12 protein-coding genes are annotated in these 18,033 nt (G+C 69.6%); 3 read left to right on the forward strand and 9 right to left on the reverse strand.

The features are described from left to right. The first annotated feature begins 64 nt into the window (after window positions 1-64). The gene (hrpA, locus tag ACFFIO_RS09420; protein ID WP_378041312.1) at window positions 65-4,225 is read left to right on the forward strand and encodes an ATP-dependent RNA helicase HrpA; all 4,161 of its coding nucleotides are present in this window, start codon (window positions 65-67) and stop codon (window positions 4,223-4,225) included. 42 nt (window positions 4,226-4,267) lie between these two features. On the opposite strand, the gene ACFFIO_RS09425 is transcribed toward hrpA, so the two are convergent. The 3 genes from ACFFIO_RS09425 to ACFFIO_RS09435 all read right to left on the reverse strand — a co-directional run bounded on the left by ACFFIO_RS09425 (window position 4,268) and on the right by ACFFIO_RS09435 (window position 6,392). Continuing rightward, window positions 4,268-4,696 (reverse strand): HIT family protein, encoded by a 429-nt coding sequence (locus ACFFIO_RS09425; RefSeq protein ID WP_378041313.1) that lies wholly within the window; start codon window positions 4,694-4,696, stop codon window positions 4,268-4,270. An 86-nt stretch (window positions 4,697-4,782) separates the two neighbouring features. Next, on the reverse strand, window positions 4,783-5,598 hold the full coding sequence (locus tag ACFFIO_RS09430) for a sulfurtransferase (protein ID WP_378041572.1): 816 nt from the start codon (window positions 5,596-5,598) through the stop codon (window positions 4,783-4,785). 116 nt (window positions 5,599-5,714) lie between these two features. Then, the gene (locus ACFFIO_RS09435; protein ID WP_378041314.1) at window positions 5,715-6,392 is read right to left on the reverse strand and encodes an MBL fold metallo-hydrolase; all 678 of its coding nucleotides are present in this window, start codon (window positions 6,390-6,392) and stop codon (window positions 5,715-5,717) included. A gap of 112 nt (window positions 6,393-6,504) precedes the next feature. On the opposite strand from ACFFIO_RS09435, the gene ACFFIO_RS09440 reads away from it, so the two are divergent. Beyond that, window positions 6,505-6,909 (forward strand): Fur family transcriptional regulator, encoded by a 405-nt coding sequence (locus ACFFIO_RS09440; protein WP_188803350.1) that lies wholly within the window; start codon window positions 6,505-6,507, stop codon window positions 6,907-6,909. On the opposite strand, the gene ACFFIO_RS09445 is transcribed toward ACFFIO_RS09440, so the two are convergent. The 6 genes from ACFFIO_RS09445 to guaB1 all read right to left on the reverse strand — a co-directional run bounded on the left by ACFFIO_RS09445 (window position 6,876) and on the right by guaB1 (window position 13,881). After that, window positions 6,876-7,685, reverse strand: coding sequence for a metal ABC transporter ATP-binding protein (locus ACFFIO_RS09445; RefSeq protein WP_378041315.1), 810 nt, complete (start codon window positions 7,683-7,685; stop codon window positions 6,876-6,878). The two genes, ACFFIO_RS09440 and ACFFIO_RS09445, sit on opposite strands and share 34 nt — an antisense overlap. Continuing rightward, window positions 7,682-8,620 (reverse strand): metal ABC transporter permease, encoded by a 939-nt coding sequence (locus tag ACFFIO_RS09450; RefSeq protein ID WP_378041316.1) that lies wholly within the window; start codon window positions 8,618-8,620, stop codon window positions 7,682-7,684. Before ACFFIO_RS09450 ends, ACFFIO_RS09445 begins: the two co-directional genes overlap by 4 nt. Window positions 8,621-8,625: 5 nt before the next feature. Beyond that, window positions 8,626-9,654: a metal ABC transporter substrate-binding protein gene (locus ACFFIO_RS09455; RefSeq protein WP_378041317.1), complete on the reverse strand. Its 1,029-nt coding sequence runs from the start codon at window positions 9,652-9,654 to the stop codon at window positions 8,626-8,628. A gap of 129 nt (window positions 9,655-9,783) precedes the next feature. Beyond that, complete coding sequence (locus ACFFIO_RS09460; RefSeq protein ID WP_378041318.1) at window positions 9,784-10,863, reverse strand: hemolysin family protein; 1,080 nt, start codon at window positions 10,861-10,863, stop codon at window positions 9,784-9,786. After that, complete coding sequence (locus tag ACFFIO_RS09465) at window positions 10,860-12,242, reverse strand: hemolysin family protein (RefSeq protein ID WP_378041319.1); 1,383 nt, start codon at window positions 12,240-12,242, stop codon at window positions 10,860-10,862. The genes ACFFIO_RS09460 and ACFFIO_RS09465 overlap by 4 nt, the downstream gene beginning before the upstream one ends. Window positions 12,243-12,417: 175 nt before the next feature. Then, a complete protein-coding gene (guaB1, locus tag ACFFIO_RS09470) occupies window positions 12,418-13,881 on the reverse strand; it encodes a GMP reductase (RefSeq protein WP_378041320.1) in 1,464 nt (487 codons plus the stop codon). A 231-nt stretch (window positions 13,882-14,112) separates the two neighbouring features. Between guaB1 and ACFFIO_RS09475 the strand changes: the two genes are divergently transcribed. Next, window positions 14,113-17,952, forward strand: coding sequence for a multifunctional oxoglutarate decarboxylase/oxoglutarate dehydrogenase thiamine pyrophosphate-binding subunit/dihydrolipoyllysine-residue succinyltransferase subunit (locus ACFFIO_RS09475; protein ID WP_378041321.1), 3,840 nt, complete (start codon window positions 14,113-14,115; stop codon window positions 17,950-17,952). Window positions 17,953-18,033: the final 81 nt, after the last annotated feature.

Here is an 18,033-nt window from a genome sequence, read left to right on the forward strand (position 1 = left end):
GATCTGGCACCGCCCTGCGCCGGCATGCCCGCCGGCCCGCGCGCCCCGTAGACTGGCCGGTGCCATGTCCGACGCCACGACGCACCCCTCCGTGCACGCCTCCACCATCCGCCTGGAGTACCCACCGAACCTGCCGGTCTCCGCCGAACGGGAGCGGATCATGGGTGCCATCCGCGACCACCAGGTCGTCATCGTGGCCGGCGAGACCGGGTCGGGGAAGACCACCCAGCTGCCCAAGATGCTCCTCGAGCTGGCCGACGAGGGCGTGCTGGATGCCGGGCGGATGGTCGGTCACACCCAGCCCCGGCGTCTGGCGGCCCGCTCCGTGGCCGAACGCATCGCCCACGAGCTCGGCACGGAGATCGGCTCCGACGTCGGCTACCAGGTCCGCTTCACGGCCCAGACGTCCGCACGGACCCGGGTCAAGGTCATGACGGACGGCATCCTGCTCGCCGAGATCCAGCATGACCAGTTGCTGTCCAGGTACTCCGCGATCATCATCGATGAGGCCCACGAACGCAGTCTCAACATCGACTTCCTGCTCGGATACCTCAAGCGCCTGCTGCCCCGGCGCCCCGACCTGCGCGTCATCATCACCTCCGCGACCATCGATCCGGAGTCCTTCGCCGCCCACTTCGCGCTGCCCGACGCCGTAGGCCAGGACGAACCGGCCCCGATCATCGAGGTCTCCGGCCGCACCTTTCCCGTGGAGATCCGCTACCGGCCCCTGGACGCCCCGCGCCGTGACGGCGCTCCAGGCAGTGCGGATGGTATTGGCAGTGCAGGAGGTGCCGGCGACGAGGACCACGATTCCTCTGACCCCGCCGGCTCCTCGGGATTCGACGCTGACACGGACGAGGAGTCCCGCGATCCCGTGGACGCGGTCTGCGACGCCGTGGACGAGCTGTCCCGCGAGCCGGACGGGGACATCCTCGTGTTCTTCTCCGGCGAGCGCGAGATCCGTGACGCCGCGGAGGCGTTGGCGCCCCGGGTCGCCGCCAACCGCCGCCTCGGGAACGCGGAGATCCTGCCTCTCTACGGGCGTCTGTCCATGGCTGAACAGCACCGCGTGTTCTCCACCGGCCCCCGGCGGCGCATCGTCCTGGCGACCAACGTGGCAGAGACCTCGCTGACCGTTCCCGGAATCAAGTACGTCATCGACACCGGTACGGCCCGCATCTCCCGGTACTCCCACCGCACCAAGGTCCAGCGGCTGCCGATCGAGCGCATCAGCCAGGCCAGCGCCAACCAGCGGTCCGGGCGTTCGGGCCGCACCTCGGACGGCATCACGATCCGCCTCTACTCGCAGGAGGACTTCGAGTCCCGCCCCGAGTTCACCGACCCGGAGATCCTGCGCACCAATCTCGCGGCCGTCATCCTGCAGATGTGCTCCATGGGTGTGGCGACCACCCCGGCCGACGTCGGCGACTTCCCCTTCCTGCAGCCGCCGGACTCCCGGCAGGTCACCGACGGTGCGGCCCTGCTGACCGAGCTGGGGGCCCTGAACAGCGGTCAGCCCGATGAGCGCGGCAGGTCCTACCCCAAGGGCACCATCACGCCGGTCGGCCGGAAACTGGCCCGCCTGCCCGTGGACCCGCGTTTGGGACGGATGATCGTGGAGGCCGGCGAGCGCGGCTGCGTGCGCGAGGTCATGGTCCTCGCCGCGGCCCTGACCATCCAGGACCCACGCGAACGCCCCACCGAACAGCGCGCCCAGGCCGATGAGCAGCACTCCCGTTTCAAGGACGAGAATTCGGACTTCTCATCGCTGCTGAACCTGTGGGCCTACCTGCGCGAGCAGCAGAAGGAGCTCTCCGGCAATCAGTTCCGCCGGATGTGCCGCACCGAGTACATCAACTACCTGCGCGTCCGTGAGTGGCAGGACCTGGTCCAGCAGCTGCGCCAGCTGGCCAAGCCGCTGGGCATCTCCGTCTCCGCCGGGCCCGTGGACCCGGTGGGTCAGCATGAGCCCGTGCACCGGTCCCTGCTGACCGGACTGCTGTCCCACATCGGGGCGTGGGACGAGCGCAAGCGCGACTACCAGGGTGCCCGCAACACGCGGTTCGCGGTGTTCCCGGGCTCGGCGCTGTTCAAGAAGAGGCATGCCTTCGTCATGGCGGCCGAGCTCGTGGAGACCTCCCGGCTCTGGGCCCGGATGGTGGCGAAGATCGATCCGGTCTGGGCCGTGGAGGCCGCCGGTGCCCTGGCGAAGAGGACCTACAACGAGCCCCACTGGTCCCGGCGCTCCGGCTCGGTGGTCGCGCGGGAGAAGGTCACCCTGTTCGGCATCACCCTGATCCCGGACCGTCAGGTCCAGTTCTGGCGGATCGACCCGGCCGGCTCCCGTGAGCTGTTCATCCGCCACGCCCTGGTGGAAGGCGACTGGAAGACCCGGCACCACTTCTTCGCACGCAACCGGACGGCCCTGGCCGAGATCGAGGAGCTCGAGACGCGCCTGCGCCGCCGCGACCTCCGCGTCTCAGACCAGGACCTCTTCGACTTCTACGACGCGCGCATCCCCGCCACGATCGTCTCCGAGCGCCACTTCGACTCCTGGTGGAAGAAGACGCGGCAGACGTCCCCGGACCTGCTGGACCTCGATCAGCAGTCGCTCCTGGCCGTGGACACCGAGGAGCTGGACACCGACCAGTTCCCCACGGTGTTCCACCACCCCACGGACGGGGGCGGAATCGACCTCGAACTGTCCTACGACTTCAACCCGGCGGCGGGGGCCGGCGAGTCGGACGGCATCACCGTCCTCATCCCGATCCTGATGCTCAACCAGATGGACCCGGAACGGTTCCGCTGGCTCGTCCCGGGGCTGCGTGTCGACCTCGTGACGGCCCTGATCCGCTCCCTGCCCAAGGCCGTGCGCAAGAACTTCGTGCCGGCACCGGACGTGGCGAGGGCCGCCGTCGAGCAATTGGACCGGGACGCGGACCCCGCTGCGGACGACCTGCTGCCCGCCCTGGAACTGGCCCTGCGCCGGATGAAGGGCGTGGTCATCCCCCCGGGTTCCTGGGACCTGACCGCCATCCCGCCACACCTGGTGCCCGACTACCGCGTGGTGGACGCCCGTGGTGCCATCATGGGCACCGGCCAGGACCTCGCCGCACTCCAGGACCGGCTGGCCGGGGCGAACCGCACGGCCATCGCGGAGTCGCTCGCCCGCGCCGGTGGCTCGGGCGGTGGTGGTGGCGCCGGCGGTGTTGCAGGCGGTGGCGCCGACTCTTCGCCGTCCCCGCAGCACGTCCGGCGCGGTGCCCACTCCCGTTCCTCCAACCGATCCGCCGACCGCCCCACCGACAGTCCGGCCAGTACTGCCTTCGCCGAGCGGCACGGCCTGACCGACTGGGTGGTCGGGGACATCCCCCGGAAGGTGGACACCGAGATCTCGGCCGGCTCGGGCAGGCAGCGGATCACCGGCTACCCGGGACTCACCGCCGAGACCGCCCCGGACGGGTCGCCCGCCGCAGGCCTGACGGTGTTCCGCACCGAGGCTGACCAGCAGGCCGCGCACCGGGCCGGCGTCGTGAACCTGTTGTTGGCGCTGGTGCCCAGCCCGCAGCGCTACGTCCTGGACCACCTGGACAACCGGGAGAAGCTGACGTTCACGCAGAATCCCCACGGTTCGGTGGAGCAGCTGATCAACGACTGCACCCGCGCCGCCGTGGACCGTCTGGTACCGGAGTCCCTGCCGTTCACCGAGGCCGAGTTCCGCCGGCTGTTCACCACCGTGCGGGCCGAGCTGATCGACACCGTCTTCGCGGTGACGGCCATCGTGGAGCAGGTGCTGTCCCGGGCCACCCAGGTGCGCAAGGAGCTCAAGGGGTCGGTGTCCCTGGCCATGGCTCCCGCCCTGAACGACATCAAGGCCCACCTGGAGCAGCTGGTGTTCCCGGGGTTCGTCGCCGCCACCGGGTGGTCCCACCTGCAGCACCTGCCCCGGTACCTGCAGGGCATGCTCCGGCGGATCGACAAGCTCAAGGCCGGCGGCCAGGTGCAGCGCGATGCCCGGGACATGGCCGTGGTGCAGGGTCTCGAGGACGCCTTCGACGCTGAGGCACGGAAGCTGTCCGCCGGCCAGTCCGCCCCGCCCGCGTTGGACGCGGTCCGGTGGCTCATCGAGGAACTGCGCATCAGCTTCTTCGCGCAGGACCTGGGGACCGCCGTCTCCGTCTCGGAGAAGCGGGTGCGCCAGGCCCTGAAGCAGACTGCCGGCTAGCCCGTCTGCTTCAGGGCCGAGCAGGCTACCCCGGAGATCGGCTCAGTCCTCGGGGACGTACTCCGTGTGGCCGGCCACCCGCAGCCCGGCCCGGATCCGGTCGGCGGCCTCGTCGAGGTCCTCGGGCTCGGGGTTGTTGTCCACCTGGTCCAGGTCGAAGTCATCAAGGGAGTTCGACGGCCAGACGTGCACGTGCAGGTGCGGGATCTCGTAGCCGGCCACCATGAGTCCCGCCCGGTGCGCGTTGAAGGCCTGTACCTGCACCTGGCCGATGGCCTGCGCAACGGTCATCAGGTGGGAGACCAGCTCGGGTTCGGCGTCGGTCCAGAGGTCGACCTCTGCCCGCGGCACCACGAGGGTGTGGCCCTCGGTCAGGGGTCCGATCGAGAGGAACGCCACGCACGTCTCGTCCTTCCAGACGAACCGGCCGGGCAGTTCTCCGTTGATGATGCGGGTGAAGACGGTGCTCATGGTGGGGCCTCCTGGTACGGGACTGGTGCTCACTGCTGCTTCGATCTTCCCCCGCGGGACCGGCATCGGTCCACGCGGGGCCGGCGTCACGGCCGTTCCCCGGTGGCCACGGGCCGTCCCGGGGTATTGGACCAGGCCGACCAGGACCCCGGGTACAGGGCGGCCGGGACCCCGGCGACATGCAGTGCCGCGATCTGGTGGGCCGCGCTCACGCCGGACCCGCAGTAGGCGCCCACGATGCCGGCGTCGTCCACGCCCAGCGCCCGGAACCGTTCGGCGAGCTCGCCGGCCGGCCGGAAGTGCCCGGTCTCATCCAGGTTGTCCGCGGTCGGGGCGCTGACCGCCCCGGGGATGTGGCCGGCGCGGGGGTCCAACGGCTCGGCCTCTCCGCGGTAGCGCTCCCCCGCACGGGCGTCGAGCAGCACTCCGTCCTCGGGTAGCACGGCGGCATCATCCATGGTCAGCACCGGCATCTGTCCCCACGTGGTCCGGACCCGTCCGGGCCGGGGGATGACGTCCCCGGCCTGCAGCGGCAGGTTCGCCGTCCGCCAGGCCGCCAGCCCGCCGTCGAGGAGGTAGGCCTTCTCCACTCCGGCATGCCGCAACAGCCACCAGGCGCGGGCGGCGGAGGTGCCGTGGGTGTCGTCGTAGACCACCACGGTGTCTCCGTCGTTGAGGCCGAGCATGCGCACGGTGTCCCCGAAGCGGGCCGGGTCGGGCAGCGGATGGCGGCCCTCCCTCGGCCCGTAGTGGCCGGCCAGCTGGCTGCCCATGCTCACGTAGACCGCCCCGGGGATGTGGCCGCGGAGGTATTCCTCATGGCCGTTGCCGGAGCCCAACGGCGTCCACCGCACGTCCAGGATCTTGAGGGTGTCCTCCGTCGGCGCGGGCTCGCGTCCCACGAAGCCGGCCGGCGGCTCGGCCCGCGGATCGGCCGGCAGGCCGGCCGGCACCGAGCTGTCACGGCCCTGCCAGGAGGCCAGGACCCGCACGTCGACGAGGACGGGCGGCTGGGATGCTAGATCCACGTGCTCTCCCCCTCCTCCAGGACGGTCAGTTCGGTGCCGTAACGGTCGGCGAAGGTGGTGGCCTGCCGGCGGTACATCGGCAGCCCGCGGTCGTTGAGCAGGCCGTCGTGCACCGGGATGGCCTGGCGGGGACGGACGGCGGTGATGAAGTCCACCATCTCGGACAGCTTGCTCCAGGGCGCACTCAGGGGTACCAACAGGGTGTCCGGGGCCGGGCCCGGTGGGACGATGTAGCTGTCCCCCGGGTGGTAGACGAGGCCGTCGATCAGATACCCCGTGTTGGCCACCACGGGGATCTGCGGGTGGATCACGGCGTGCTGGCCGCCCACGGTCTGCACCGCGAACCCGGCCGTCTCGAATTCCTCCCCGGGCCCGGTGGGGATGATCCGGTCCGGATTCACACCGGCGGACGGCGCCGCTGCGGCCAGTCGGGCCACCGCAGCGGCGGGCGCCCGCACCGTCACGTCCGGGTGTGCCGCCAGGTGCTCCAGGACCGGGCCGTCGTCGAGGTGGTCGGCGTGCTCGTGCGTGACGAGGATGTGTTCGACGCCGTCGAGGGCCACGGGGACATCGGTGAAATTCCCCGGATCGAGGACGAGGCGACGCCCGTCCTTCTCGAGCCGGATGCACGCATGGCCGTACTTGGTGAGGACTATCTGGGTAGGCACCGCTCCACCCTAACGGAGGAAGGTGCTCCACGTCAGGCACGAGTTCCCTGCCGGTCTCATGCTGCCCGGCTCGCCGACCCCGCCAGACGAGGACGCTGGTAGCCTTGCCTGGATGAATGCCGGACCTGTGAAAAGCCGCTCCACCCGGCAGAAGACCGCCGTGAACCGGGCCCTGGACGAGCTCACCGACTTCGTCAGCGCCCAGGAACTCTTCGCCGTCCTCAAGGAGCGCGGCGAGCAGGTCTCTCTGGCCACGGTGTACCGCGTCCTCCAGCAACAACAGCAGGACGGGCTGGTGGACGTGCTGAATCCGGATGACGGCGAATCGCTGTTCCGCCGCTGCGAGGCCCAGACCCACCACCACCACCTGGTCTGCCGCCGCTGCGGCCGCGCGGTGGAGATCGAGGCCCCCGCCGTGGAGCAGTGGGCGGCCCGGATCGCGTCCGAACACGAGTTCACCGAGGTGGAGCACACGGTGGAGATCTACGGGATCTGCCCCGACTGCTCCCGCTCCTGAACCTCTTCCGCCGTGCAGTCCGGGTCCACGAGGACCGGGGCGTCGTCGTCCGCGGAGCCGTGCAGGGAGCCCAGGCCGTAGACGGCCTCCAGGTTCGAGCGCGTCATGACGTCCTCGGGGCGGCCGGAGGCCACCACCCGGCCGTGCACGAGGATGACGTGGTCTGCGGCGCGCGCCTCGTCCAGGTCGTGCGTGGTGAGGACCACGGAGTGTCCGTGCGTGGTCTCGGCGTGGATGATGCGGTCGATGGTGCGGGCCGAGGTGATGTCGAGTCCGGTCATCGGCTCGTCCAGCATGAGCACCTCGTGCCCCTGGGCCAGCCCCTGGGCCACGTAGACCCGCTGCCGCTGGCCGCCGGAGAGTTCATCCAGGTGGCGGCCCGCCAGGTCCTCGACCTTCATCTGTTCCATGGCTTCCTGCACGGCCGCACGGTCGGCCTTCGTGAACGGCCGCAGCCACCCCGCGGCCGGATAGCGGCCCATCCGGACCACATCCCGCACGGTCATCGGCGTGCCCACCGGGAAGACCACGGACTGCATGACGTAGGAGATGCGCTGCCGGCTGTCCCGGACCGAGCCGCCCAGCACCGTCAAGGTGCCCGACGCCGGCTCCAGCACCCCCGCGATCGCCTGCAGGAGCGTCGATTTGCCGGACCCGTTGGGCCCGATGACAGCGGTGATCCCGCCCAGCGGGACCCGGAACGAGGAAGCGTGCAGGGCGATCTGGTGGCCGTGGGAAAGGACGAGGTCCCGCGCCTCGACGAGGACGCCGCTCATGCGCTCACCGCCGCATCCACCGCGTCGTTGGTCCCGTCGTCCAACGGATGTGCCGGATCGTCCGGGCGCCCACGCCGCCGCACCCGTCGGACCGCCTCCCGGACGGCCAGCACGAGGAAGAACAGCACGATCGGCACCAGCGCCATGGTCGCCGAGCCGGCTGTCCCCCAGTAATAGCTCAGGGTCAGCCCGCACCAGACCGAGACCACCGCGATGGCCACGGACCAGGTGATCATCACCGGCACCGTGCGGGAGACGAGGGCCGCGGTGGCCGGCGGCCCGACGAGCAGGCCGAACACCAGCAGCGTCCCCACGGCCTGGAAGCTGCCGATGACGGCCGTGGCGATGAGGACGAGCAGCAGCCCGTGCGTGAGCTTCGGATGCATCCCGAGCGACTGGGCCTTGGCCGGGGAGAACGAGAGGGACATCAGGGGCCGGTACAGCAGCACGGCGAAGACGATGACCACCACGGCCATCACGGTCTGCGTGCGGATGTCCTCCCAGCTGACACCGAGCGCGTCGCCGAAGAGGATGGCCGTCAACGAGCCCGTATAGGACTCGGACTTGGAGATCAGGACCACGCCGAGGGCCATCATGCCCACGAACAGCAGGCCGATGGAGGTGTCCTCCTTGAGCGTGGTGGTGCGGTAGATCAGCTGCATCCCGCCCACCATGGCGGCCGCGGCGATGGCGGCCCCCAGGTACGGGGAGAACCCGAAGAGCACGGCGGCGGCGATGCCGGGGATCACGCCGTGGACGAAGGCGTCACCGAAGAAGCTCATGCCGCGCAGCACCAGCCACACGCCGACCACGGAGCACATCACCGCGGCCACGAGACCGCCGACGAGGGCGCGCTGCTGGAAACCCAGGGCGAAGGGCTCGACCAGCCAGTCCACAGAAAACACGGAGAACACAGGGAACACAGTGAGCAGCACGCCACTCACTGTAGGGCCTCGGCGAGGGTGCGGGCGTTGAGCACCATCGCGTCGGCATAGGTCTCGGCACCGGACCCCTCTGGACCGATCCCTCCCTCGTAGAGTTCCACCACCGGGACCTCTCCCCCGGTCTCGGCGGACAGCGCCGCCACGAGCTTGTTGCCGGACCCGGCACCCGTGACGAGGGCGTCCACCCCCTCCTGGTTCATCTGGGTCACCAGTCCGGCCAACTCGCCGGAGGACGGTTCGGCGTCCGTCGAACCCCCGGGGATGACCACGCCGGCGATCTCGAACCCGTAGGCCTCGGCGAAGTAATTGTAGGCGGCGTGGTCGGTCACCAGGGTGCGGCGGTCCTCGGGGACGGTCTCCAGGATCTGGCGCACCTCGGCGTCCACCGCGGCCAGCTCCTCGGCCGTCTGGGTACCGCAGTCCGCATACTGCTCGTCTCCCGTGACCTCGGCGAGTTCGGCCCCGATCAACTCGGCCGCCTGGCCCATGCGGGCGACGTCCATCCAGAAGTGCGGGTCGTCGCCTTCATGAGAGTGGCCCTCATGGGAACCGCCCTCATGCCCGTCGTGCCCCGCGAACGGCAGCGGGTCCACTTCGGGGGCCACCGCGACCAGGTGTGCCCCGTCCGCCGCGGCATTGTCCAGCGCCGTCTGCATCCCCGCCTCGAGGCCGAGGCCGTTGGTGACGACCAGGCCGGCACCCGCCATCTCGGCGATCTGCCGTGAAGAGGGTGAGAAGTCGTGCGGGTCGTCACCGGGGCCCATCACCGTGGACGAGGTGGTCCCGGCGCACGAGGTGATGCTGTCCAGGATGCTGCCGAGCTGGGTGGTGGTGGCCACGGCCACGGGTTCCGTCCCGCCCGAGGCGGCCTCCTCCCCGGAGCCCCCACCCGCACATCCGGCCAAGACGGTGCCGGCCAGGGCGAGTCCCGTCAGGGACAGGACCCGCCTCCGCGCGGTGCCGGACCGTCTTCTGCCCGAACGCCCCGGGGCGGGTCGGGTGGCGGGCGACGGGGTCTCGTGCATGAGGTGCCTTCCGGGCGGTGAGATCTATTGAGAACGGTTGTCAACTTAGCATGCTGCGAACCGTTGCCAATAATCCGTGCTGCGGTCAGGCCAGGAGTCTCGCTACGCCCGTGGGTGCCCTCGGCCCCGCTACCGCCCCGGAGCCTGCAGCTTCAGGGGGTTGCTGGACTGGGTCGCATCGTGGATCTCGCCCACCAGGATTTCGAGCACGTCCTCGAGGAACAGCACCCCGACGGTCTCTCCCTCGGCCGAGATGACCCGGGCCACGTGGGAACCGGTGCGCTGCATCAGGCTCAGGGCGTCCTCGATCTCGTCCGTGACGGACACGTTGGCCATCGACCGGACCTTGGTCACCGGCACGGGCTCCCGGTACCGCTCCCCGGGAACGGTCATGACGTCCTTGAGGTGCAGGTAGCCGGTGTAGGAGCCATCGCCGTCCTCCAGCACGAAGCGGGAGAATCCAGTGCGGCCCACCGCCGTCTCGAAGGCCTTGGGTGCCACGTCGGCCGGCAGGGAGACCACGTCGGAGACCGGCACCATGACGATCTCGGCCGTGTAGTCGGAGAACTCCAGTGCCCCGGAGATCAGGCCGGAGCCGTCGTCCACGAGACCGGTCCTGGTGGACTCGGCCACGATCGACTGGACCTCCTCGAGGGTGTAGGTCGAGTTCACCTCGTCCTGCGGCTCGACCTTCAGGGCCCGCAGCACGATGTTGGCGGCCCAGTTCAGGGCCACGATCACCGGGTGCAGGGCCTTGTTGAGCCAGACCAGCGGGGTGGCCAGGAGCATGACCGCCTTGTCCGCCATGGAGACGGCGGCGTTCTTCGGGACCATCTCGCCGAAGGTGACGTGGAGGAAGGTGACCACCAGCAGGGCGATGACGAAGGCCGTGACGTCCGCGGCCGCCGTCGGGACCCCCATGCCCTCCAGCGGGATGACGAGCAGGTGATGGATGGCCGGTTCGGACACGTTGAGGATCAGCAGCGAGCAGACCGTGATGCCGAGCTGGCACACGGCGAGCATCTGGCTGACGTGCTCCATGGCGAACAGGGCGGTCCGGGCCCGGCCCGAGCCGGCGTCGGCCCTGGGCTCGATCTGGCTGCGGCGGGCGCCCATGACGGCGAACTCGCCGGCCACGAAGAAGGCGTTGGCAATCAGCAGCACCACCAGCCACACGATGCCCATGACGTCGTTGTTGAGCGCGTTCATCGGTGAGCCGCCTTCCGCTGATCAGCTGTTCCGGCTGCACGGGCTGAACTGGATGAACCAGCTGCTTCGGCCGCGGCGAGGTTCGGTGCGCTCGGCACGAACTTGACCCGGTCCACCCGGCGCCCGTCCATCCGCTCCACCACCAGGGTGCCGCCGTCGGCCTTCACCGTGTCCCCGGCCACGGCCACCCGGCCGAGCTCGGCCATGATGTAGCCGCCGACCGTGTCATAGGAACCGTCCTCGGGCACCTTCAGGGCCGGGATCTGCGCACCGACCTCGTCGGGGCGCATCAGGGCCGGGAAGTACCACTTGCCGGAGGCGGTCTGGAGCACGCCCGGGGTGACCCGGTCGTGCTCGTCGGAGACCTCACCGACGATCTCCTCCACGAGGTCCTCGAGGGTGACCATGCCGGCGGTGCCGCCGTACTCGTCCACGACCATGGCGACCTGGAGGCTGGAGGAGCGCAGCTCCGTCAACAGCTGGTCCAGGTGCACGGTCTCCGGCACCCGGCCGACGTCGGTCATGATGGTGGCGGCCACAAGTTCCTGGCGCTTGGCGCGCGGCACGGCCACGGCCTTCTTGACGTGGAGCACCCCACGGACGTCATCCGGGGAGTCACCGATGACCGGGAACCGGGAGTAGCCCGTGCGGCGGGCGGTCTCGATGACGGCGTCCAGGGGCTCGTCGACCTCGATCGACTCCATCCTGATGCGCGGGGTCATCACGTCGGCCGCGGTGCGATCGGAGAACCGCAGCGTGCGGTCCACGAACACGGCGGTCTTCTCGTCCAGGGTGCCCATCTCGGCGGACCGGCGGATCAGGGAGGAGAGCTCCTCCGGGGTGCGCGAACCGGAGATCTCCTCCTTGGCCTCCATGCCGAACAGGTGCAGCACCCGGTTGGAGAAGCCGTTCAGGATGAAGATCACCGGCCGGAAGACCAGCGAGAACGCCAGCATGGGACGCGCCAGGGCGCGGCCGACCTGCATGGACCGGGCGATCGAGAGGTTCTTCGGGATCAGCTCGCCGATGAGCATCGAGGCGAGGGTGGCCACCACCATGGCCACCACGATCGAGACGGTCGAGGCGGTGGCCTCGTTCAGCCCGAGGGCCGCCATCGGCCCCGCCAGGAGGGCGCCGAGGGACGGTTCCATCAGGTAGCCCGTCAGCAGGGTCGTCAGCGTGATGCCGAGCTGGCACGCGGAGAGCTGGGTGGAGAGCGATTTCAGGCACTTCAGCAGCGGCACTGCGCCTCGGTCGCCCTCGTCCGCCAGACGCTGGACCGTGGGGACGTCCAGGGCGATCATCGAGAACTCCACGGCCACGAAGAAGCCGGTCCCGAAGACCAGCAGCAGGCCCAGGGCAAGCAGGAGCCATTCCACGTCAGCACCCACCCCCCGCGGGACCGTCAGCGGCCGGGTCGTTCAGTGGGCACGTACTAGAGGGCTCCGTTCCGGCCACGGCGGAATCCAGAAGGGATCCCCGGCGGCGGGCGGTGGCACCAGATCGGTGTCTGTCCATAGTGCCCCCAGTATACGGAACACTTCCCGCCGGGTCTCACCAGGACTGTCGTACCGGCCGCCCCTCCTCGTAGCCGGCCGCGGACTGCACCCCGACGACGGCCCGCTCGCGGAACTGGGCCAGGTCACTCGCGCCGGCGTAGCTCATGGAGGAGCGCACCCCGGCCGTGATCATGTCCAGCAGGTCCTCCACGGAGGGCCGCTCCGGGTCCAGGTACATCCGCGAGGTGGAGATGCCCTCCTCGAACATGGCCTTGCGGGCCCGCGAATAGGCGTCCTCCGCCTTGGTGCGGTTCTGCACGGCCCGCGCCGAGGCCATGCCGAAGCTCTCCTTGTACTGACGCCCGTCGGCGTCGGCCACCAGGTCCCCCGGGGACTCGACCGTGCCCGCGAACCAAGAGCCGATCATCACCTGGCTGGCCCCTGCGGCCAGGGCCAGGGCGACGTCACGCGGGTAGCGGACGCCGCCGTCGGCCCAGACATGTTTGCCCAGGTCCCGGGCGGCCGCTGCGCAGCCCAGCACCGCGGAGAACTGGGGCCGGCCCACGGCGGTCATCATCCGGGTGGTGCACATGGCGCCCGGCCCCACGCCGACCTTGATGATGTCCGCGCCCGCGGCCACGAGCTCACGCACGCCGCCGGCCGAGACCACGTTGCCGGCCACCACGGGCACCGGCAGGTCCAGTGACTTCACGGCCGCCAGGGCGTCCAGCATCTTCTGCTGGTGGCCGTGCGCGGTGTCCAGCACGAGCACGTCCACGCCGTACTCCACCAGCGCGGCGGCCCGTCCGGCCACGTCCCCGTTGATCCCGACGGCGGCGCCGAGACCCAGCGCCCCGTTCCGGTCCAGCGCGGGGGCGAACATCCCGGAGCGCAGGGCGCCCGAGGGCGTCATCACGCCCACCAGCGACGTGCCGTCCAGGACCGGGGCATAGGCCACACCGGCCGTGTCCAGCTGGCCGAAGGCCTCCTGCAGGGGCGGGAAGGTGCCGGCCTGGAAGGTCAGTGCCGGTGAACGGAGCACCGAGGCCACCGAGGAGAAGCGGTCCACGCCCTCGCAGTCCTCGCGGCGGACGATGCCTGCGAAGACCTCTTCCTCGCCCGTCCCGTCCTCGCCCGTCCCGCCCTCGACCACGCAGACCGCCGGATGGTTGCGTTTGCCGAGCAGGTGCAGCACGTCCAGCACGGTGTCCGTGGGACGGACCCGCAGCGGCGTCTCGAAGACGGGGTGCCGGCGCTTCACCCAGCCCGCCACCTGCTCGATGACGTCCAGGGGCACATCCTGCGGCAGGATGCCCAGTCCGCCGCGCCGGGCCATCGTCTCCACCATGCGGCGGCCGGTCACGGCGGTCATGTTGGCGGACACCAGCGGGATGGTCGCCCCGGTGGCGTCGTCGGCGGAGATGTCCACGTCCATCCGGCTCGTGACCTCGGATTTCGAGGGAACCAGGAACACATCCGCATAGGTGAGATCGGTGGTCGGCGTCGTGAGGAATTCCATGGCCCCATGGTCCCACGAACCGATTCGCGAGTGGTTCGCGGGTGGTTCGCGGCTGGTTCTCGCGCGGTTCGCCGTCGGCTGGCAGAAAAACCCGGCGTGCGTTGGAACCTGACACCGAACTATCACTATGCTTGGGGAGGCGCGCCAACAGAGCGGACCGGAGCGGGGCGCGCAGCAGGGATGCACCCGCCGGTGAACCACACAGAAACTTACGGAAGAGGCGTTACCACCGTGCCAGAACTCACGTCCGACCGGCTTTCCGCGGAATTTCCCGGAAACGAATGGCTCGTCGCGGAAATCTACGACAAGTACAAGGCGGACAGATCCTCCGTGGATGCCAAGTGGGTCCAGATCTTCGAACGGCTGGAAGCGGACACGCCGGCGTCCACAGCCGCGCCGTCCGCCTCCCCGGCCAGGGCGTCCTCGCAGGCCGTGAAGGACACCGCCGTCGACGTCGGCAAGCGTGCCGATTCGAACGGTTCGGGCCAGTCCGCCGGCGCCGGCGAAAAGACTGAAAAGACTGAGAATACAGAGAGGACAGCGAAGGCCGCACCGGCCGGGAAGGCGGAGGACCCGCAGAAGCCCGAGACGTCCGCCGCCCCGTCCGCTGCCTCCGCATCCCCCGCCGTGAAGAAGTCCGGTGCCCCGGCCACCGCCCCCGTCCCGTCCGAGCCGGAGAAGACCAAGAAGAAGGGCTCCGACGAGTCCACCGAGGACAAGGTCTCCCCCCTGCGCGGAATGTCCCGGGCCGTGGCGAAGAACATGGACGCCTCGCTGTCCATGCCTACCGCGACCACGGTTCGCGACGTCCCCGCCAAGCTGCTCATCGACAACCGCGTGGTCATCAACAACCACCTCAAGCGCAGCCGCGGCGGCAAGGTCTCCTTCACGCACCTGATCGGCTACGCCCTGATCCGCGCCCTGGCCCAGTACCCGGCCATGAACGTCCTGTACCGGGAGGTGGACGGCAAGCCCTCCATCGTGGAACCGGCCCACATCAACTTCGGCCTGGCCATCGACCTGCCGCAGAAGGACGGCTCGCGCACCCTCGTGGTCCCGAACGTCAAGGGCGCCGAGTCCATGAACTTCATCGACTTCTGGCGCGCCTACGAGGACCTGGTCAAGCGCGCCCGGGACAACAAGCTGGGCCTGGACGACTACGCCGGCACCACCGTCTCGCTGACCAACCCCGGCGGCATCGGCACCGTGCACTCCGTGCCGCGCCTCTCCGAGGGCCAGGCCGCGATCATCGGCGTCGGCGCCCTGAACTACCCGGCCGAGTTCCAGGGGGCCTCCGAGAAGACCCTGAACCGCCTGGCCGTCTCCAAGACGATCACGCTGACCTCCACCTATGACCACCGCGTGATCCAGGGTGCCGCCTCCGGTGAGTTCCTGAAGATCATCCACGGACTGCTGCTCGGTGAGCAGGGCTTCTACGAGGAGATCTTCGAGTCGCTGCGGATCCCCTACGAGCCCGTGCAGTGGAAGCCGGATGTGCAGGTCAACCCGGAAGACCAGATTAACAAGGTCGCCCGGATCCAGCAGATGATCCACTCCTACCGCGTGCGTGGCCACCTGATCGCGGACGTGGACCCGCTCGAGTACACGATGCGCAAGCACCCGGACCTGGACATCCTGGAGCACGGGCTGACCCTGTGGGACCTGGACCGCGAGTGGCCCACCGGCGGCTTCGGCGGCCAGCCCATGCTGCCACTGCGCAGCATCCTCGGTGTGCTGCGGGACGCCTACTGCCGCAACACCGGCGTGGAGTACATGCACATCCAGGACCCGGCCGAGCGTAAGTGGTTCCAGGACGAGCTGGAGCATCCCTACGCCAAGCCCACGCGTGAGGAGCAGCTGCGTATCCTCGGCCGCCTCAACGCCGCCGAGGCCTTCGAGACGTTCCTGCAGACCAAGTTCGTCGGCCAGAAGCGCTTCTCCCTGGAAGGCGGTGAATCGTTGATCGCCCTGCTGGACGGGGTGATGTCCGGTGCTGCCGACGATGGCCTCGACGAGGTCGCGATCGGCATGGCCCACCGCGGCCGCCTGAACGTGCTGACCAACATCGCGGGCAAGACCTACGCCCAGGTCTTCCGCGAGTTCGAGGGCACCGCCATCCCGGGTTCCGTAGAGGGCTCCGGTGACGTGAAGTACCACCTCGGCACCGAGGGCACCTTCATCTCGGACCGCGGCAACCGCACCAAGGTCTACCTGGCCGCCAACCCCTCCCACCTCGAGGCCGTCAACCCGGTCCTGGAGGGCGTGGTCCGCGCCAAGCAGGACCGCCTGGACCGCGGGGGCGACTCCGTGAACTCCTACTCCGTGCTGCCGATCCTGGTGCACGGGGACGCCGCCTTCGCGGGCCAGGGCGTGGTGGCGGAGACGCTGAACCTCTCCCAGCTGCGCGGCTACCGCACCGGCGGCACCATCCACGTGGTGGTCAACAACCAGGTCGGCTTCACCACCCCGCCGTCCTCCGCCCGGTCCTCGGTCTACGCCACGGACGTGGCCAAGACCATCCAGGCGCCGGTCTTCCACGTCAACGGCGACGACCCGGAATCCGTGGTCCGCGTGGCCCAGCTGGCCTACCAGTACCGGCAGCGGTTCAACAAGGATGTCGTCATCGACATGATCTGCTACCGCCGCCGCGGCCACAACGAGGGTGACGACCCCTCGATGACCCAGCCGCGCATGTACAACCTCATCGAGCAGAAGCGCTCGGTGCGCAAGCTGTACGTGGAGAACCTGGTCGGCCGCGGTGACATCACCCAGGACGAGGCGGACTCGGCCCTCAAGGACTACCAGCAGCGCCTGGAACGCGTGTTCGCGGAGACCCATGAGGCTCAGACCTCGCCCATCCCGGTCATCGGCACCGGCCTGGAGAAGACCACGGACGATGAGGACCGCACTCCCGAGGCGCCGGACGGCACCAAGATCACCGAGGAGACCCTGCAGCGGATCGGTCAGGCCCACCTGGAGATCCCCGAGGACTTCACCATCCACCCGAAGCTCAAGTCGCTGCTCGAGAAGCGTGCCAAGATGGCCGTCAACGGGGACATCGACTGGGGCTTCGCCGAGCTCGCGGCCTTCGGCTCGCTGCTCATGGAGGGCGTGCCGGTGCGACTGGCGGGCCAGGACTCGCGCCGCGGCACCTTCGTGCAGCGTCACGCGGTCTTCCACGACCGCGTGACGGACGACGAGTGGACGCCGATCCGTAACCTGTCCAACGACCAGGCCAAGTTCTGGGCGTACGACTCCCTCCTGAGCGAGTACGCCGCGATGGGCTTCGACTACGGTTACTCCGTGGAGCGCTCCGATGCCCTCGTGCTGTGGGAGGCCCAGTTCGGCGACTTCGTCAACGGCGCCCAGACCGTGATCGACGAGTTCCTCTCCTCGTCGGAGCAGAAGTGGGGCCAGAACTCCTCGCTCGTGCTGCTGCTGCCGCACGGCTATGAGGGCCAGGGGCCGGATCACTCGTCCGCACGGATCGAGCGCTTCCTGCAGATGTGCGCCCAGGAGAACATGCGGGTGGCCAACCCGTCCAACGGTGCGAACCACTTCCACCTGCTCCGCGAGCAGGCCTACGCGCGTCCGCGCCGCCCGCTGATCGTGTTCACGCCCAAGCAGCTGCTGCGTCTGAAGGCCGCCTCCTCGACGGTCGAGGACTTCACCCAGGGCCGCTTCCAGGCGGTCATCCCGGACCACGAGGTCGGCAACTCGGTGGAGAAGGTGCTGCTGGTCTCCGGCCGCCTGTACTACGACCTGCTGGCCCGCCGCCAGAAGGACGGGGACACCAAGACGGCGATCATCCGCGTGGAGCAGCTCTACCCGTTGCCCTCCGAGGAGATCCAGGCCGAGCTGGCCAAGTACCCGAACGCCACGGTGTCCTGGGTCCAGGACGAGCCCGCCAACCAGGGTCCGTGGCCGTTCATGGCACTGAACCTGCTGCCGGAACTGGACCGGAAGGTCACCCTGGTGTCCCGTCCGGCCTCCGCCTCCACGTCGGCCGGCTCCAAGGTCCGCCACGATCACGAGGCCTCCATCCTGCTGGACCAGGCCTTCGGCCGCTGAGCGTCACCGCCAGTCCCTGACGGGGGTATTCGGCCCGGCCACCACCTCAGGTGGCCGGGCCGAGTGCTCCCCAGCGCTTCC

It is taken from the genome of Citricoccus parietis (assembly GCF_042433045.1).
In the GTDB taxonomy this organism is placed as follows: domain Bacteria; phylum Actinomycetota; class Actinomycetes; order Actinomycetales; family Micrococcaceae; genus Citricoccus; species Citricoccus parietis.

Coding starts and splice junctions, on each gene's coding strand:
- ACFFIO_RS09455 (WP_378041317.1), bottom strand. CDS start 9,654: ATGCACGAGACCCCGTCGCCCGCCACCCGACCCGCCCCGGGGCGTTCG.
- ACFFIO_RS09445 (WP_378041315.1), bottom strand. CDS start 7,685: ATGAGCGGCGTCCTCGTCGAGGCGCGGGACCTCGTCCTTTCCCACGGC.
- ACFFIO_RS09460 (WP_378041318.1), bottom strand. CDS start 10,863: ATGAACGCGCTCAACAACGACGTCATGGGCATCGTGTGGCTGGTGGTG.
- guaB1 (WP_378041320.1), bottom strand. CDS start 13,881: ATGGAATTCCTCACGACGCCGACCACCGATCTCACCTATGCGGATGTG.
- ACFFIO_RS09425 (WP_378041313.1), bottom strand. CDS start 4,696: ATGAGCACCGTCTTCACCCGCATCATCAACGGAGAACTGCCCGGCCGG.
- ACFFIO_RS09440 (WP_188803350.1), top strand. CDS start 6,505: ATGAATGCCGGACCTGTGAAAAGCCGCTCCACCCGGCAGAAGACCGCC.
- hrpA (WP_378041312.1), top strand. CDS start 65: ATGTCCGACGCCACGACGCACCCCTCCGTGCACGCCTCCACCATCCGC.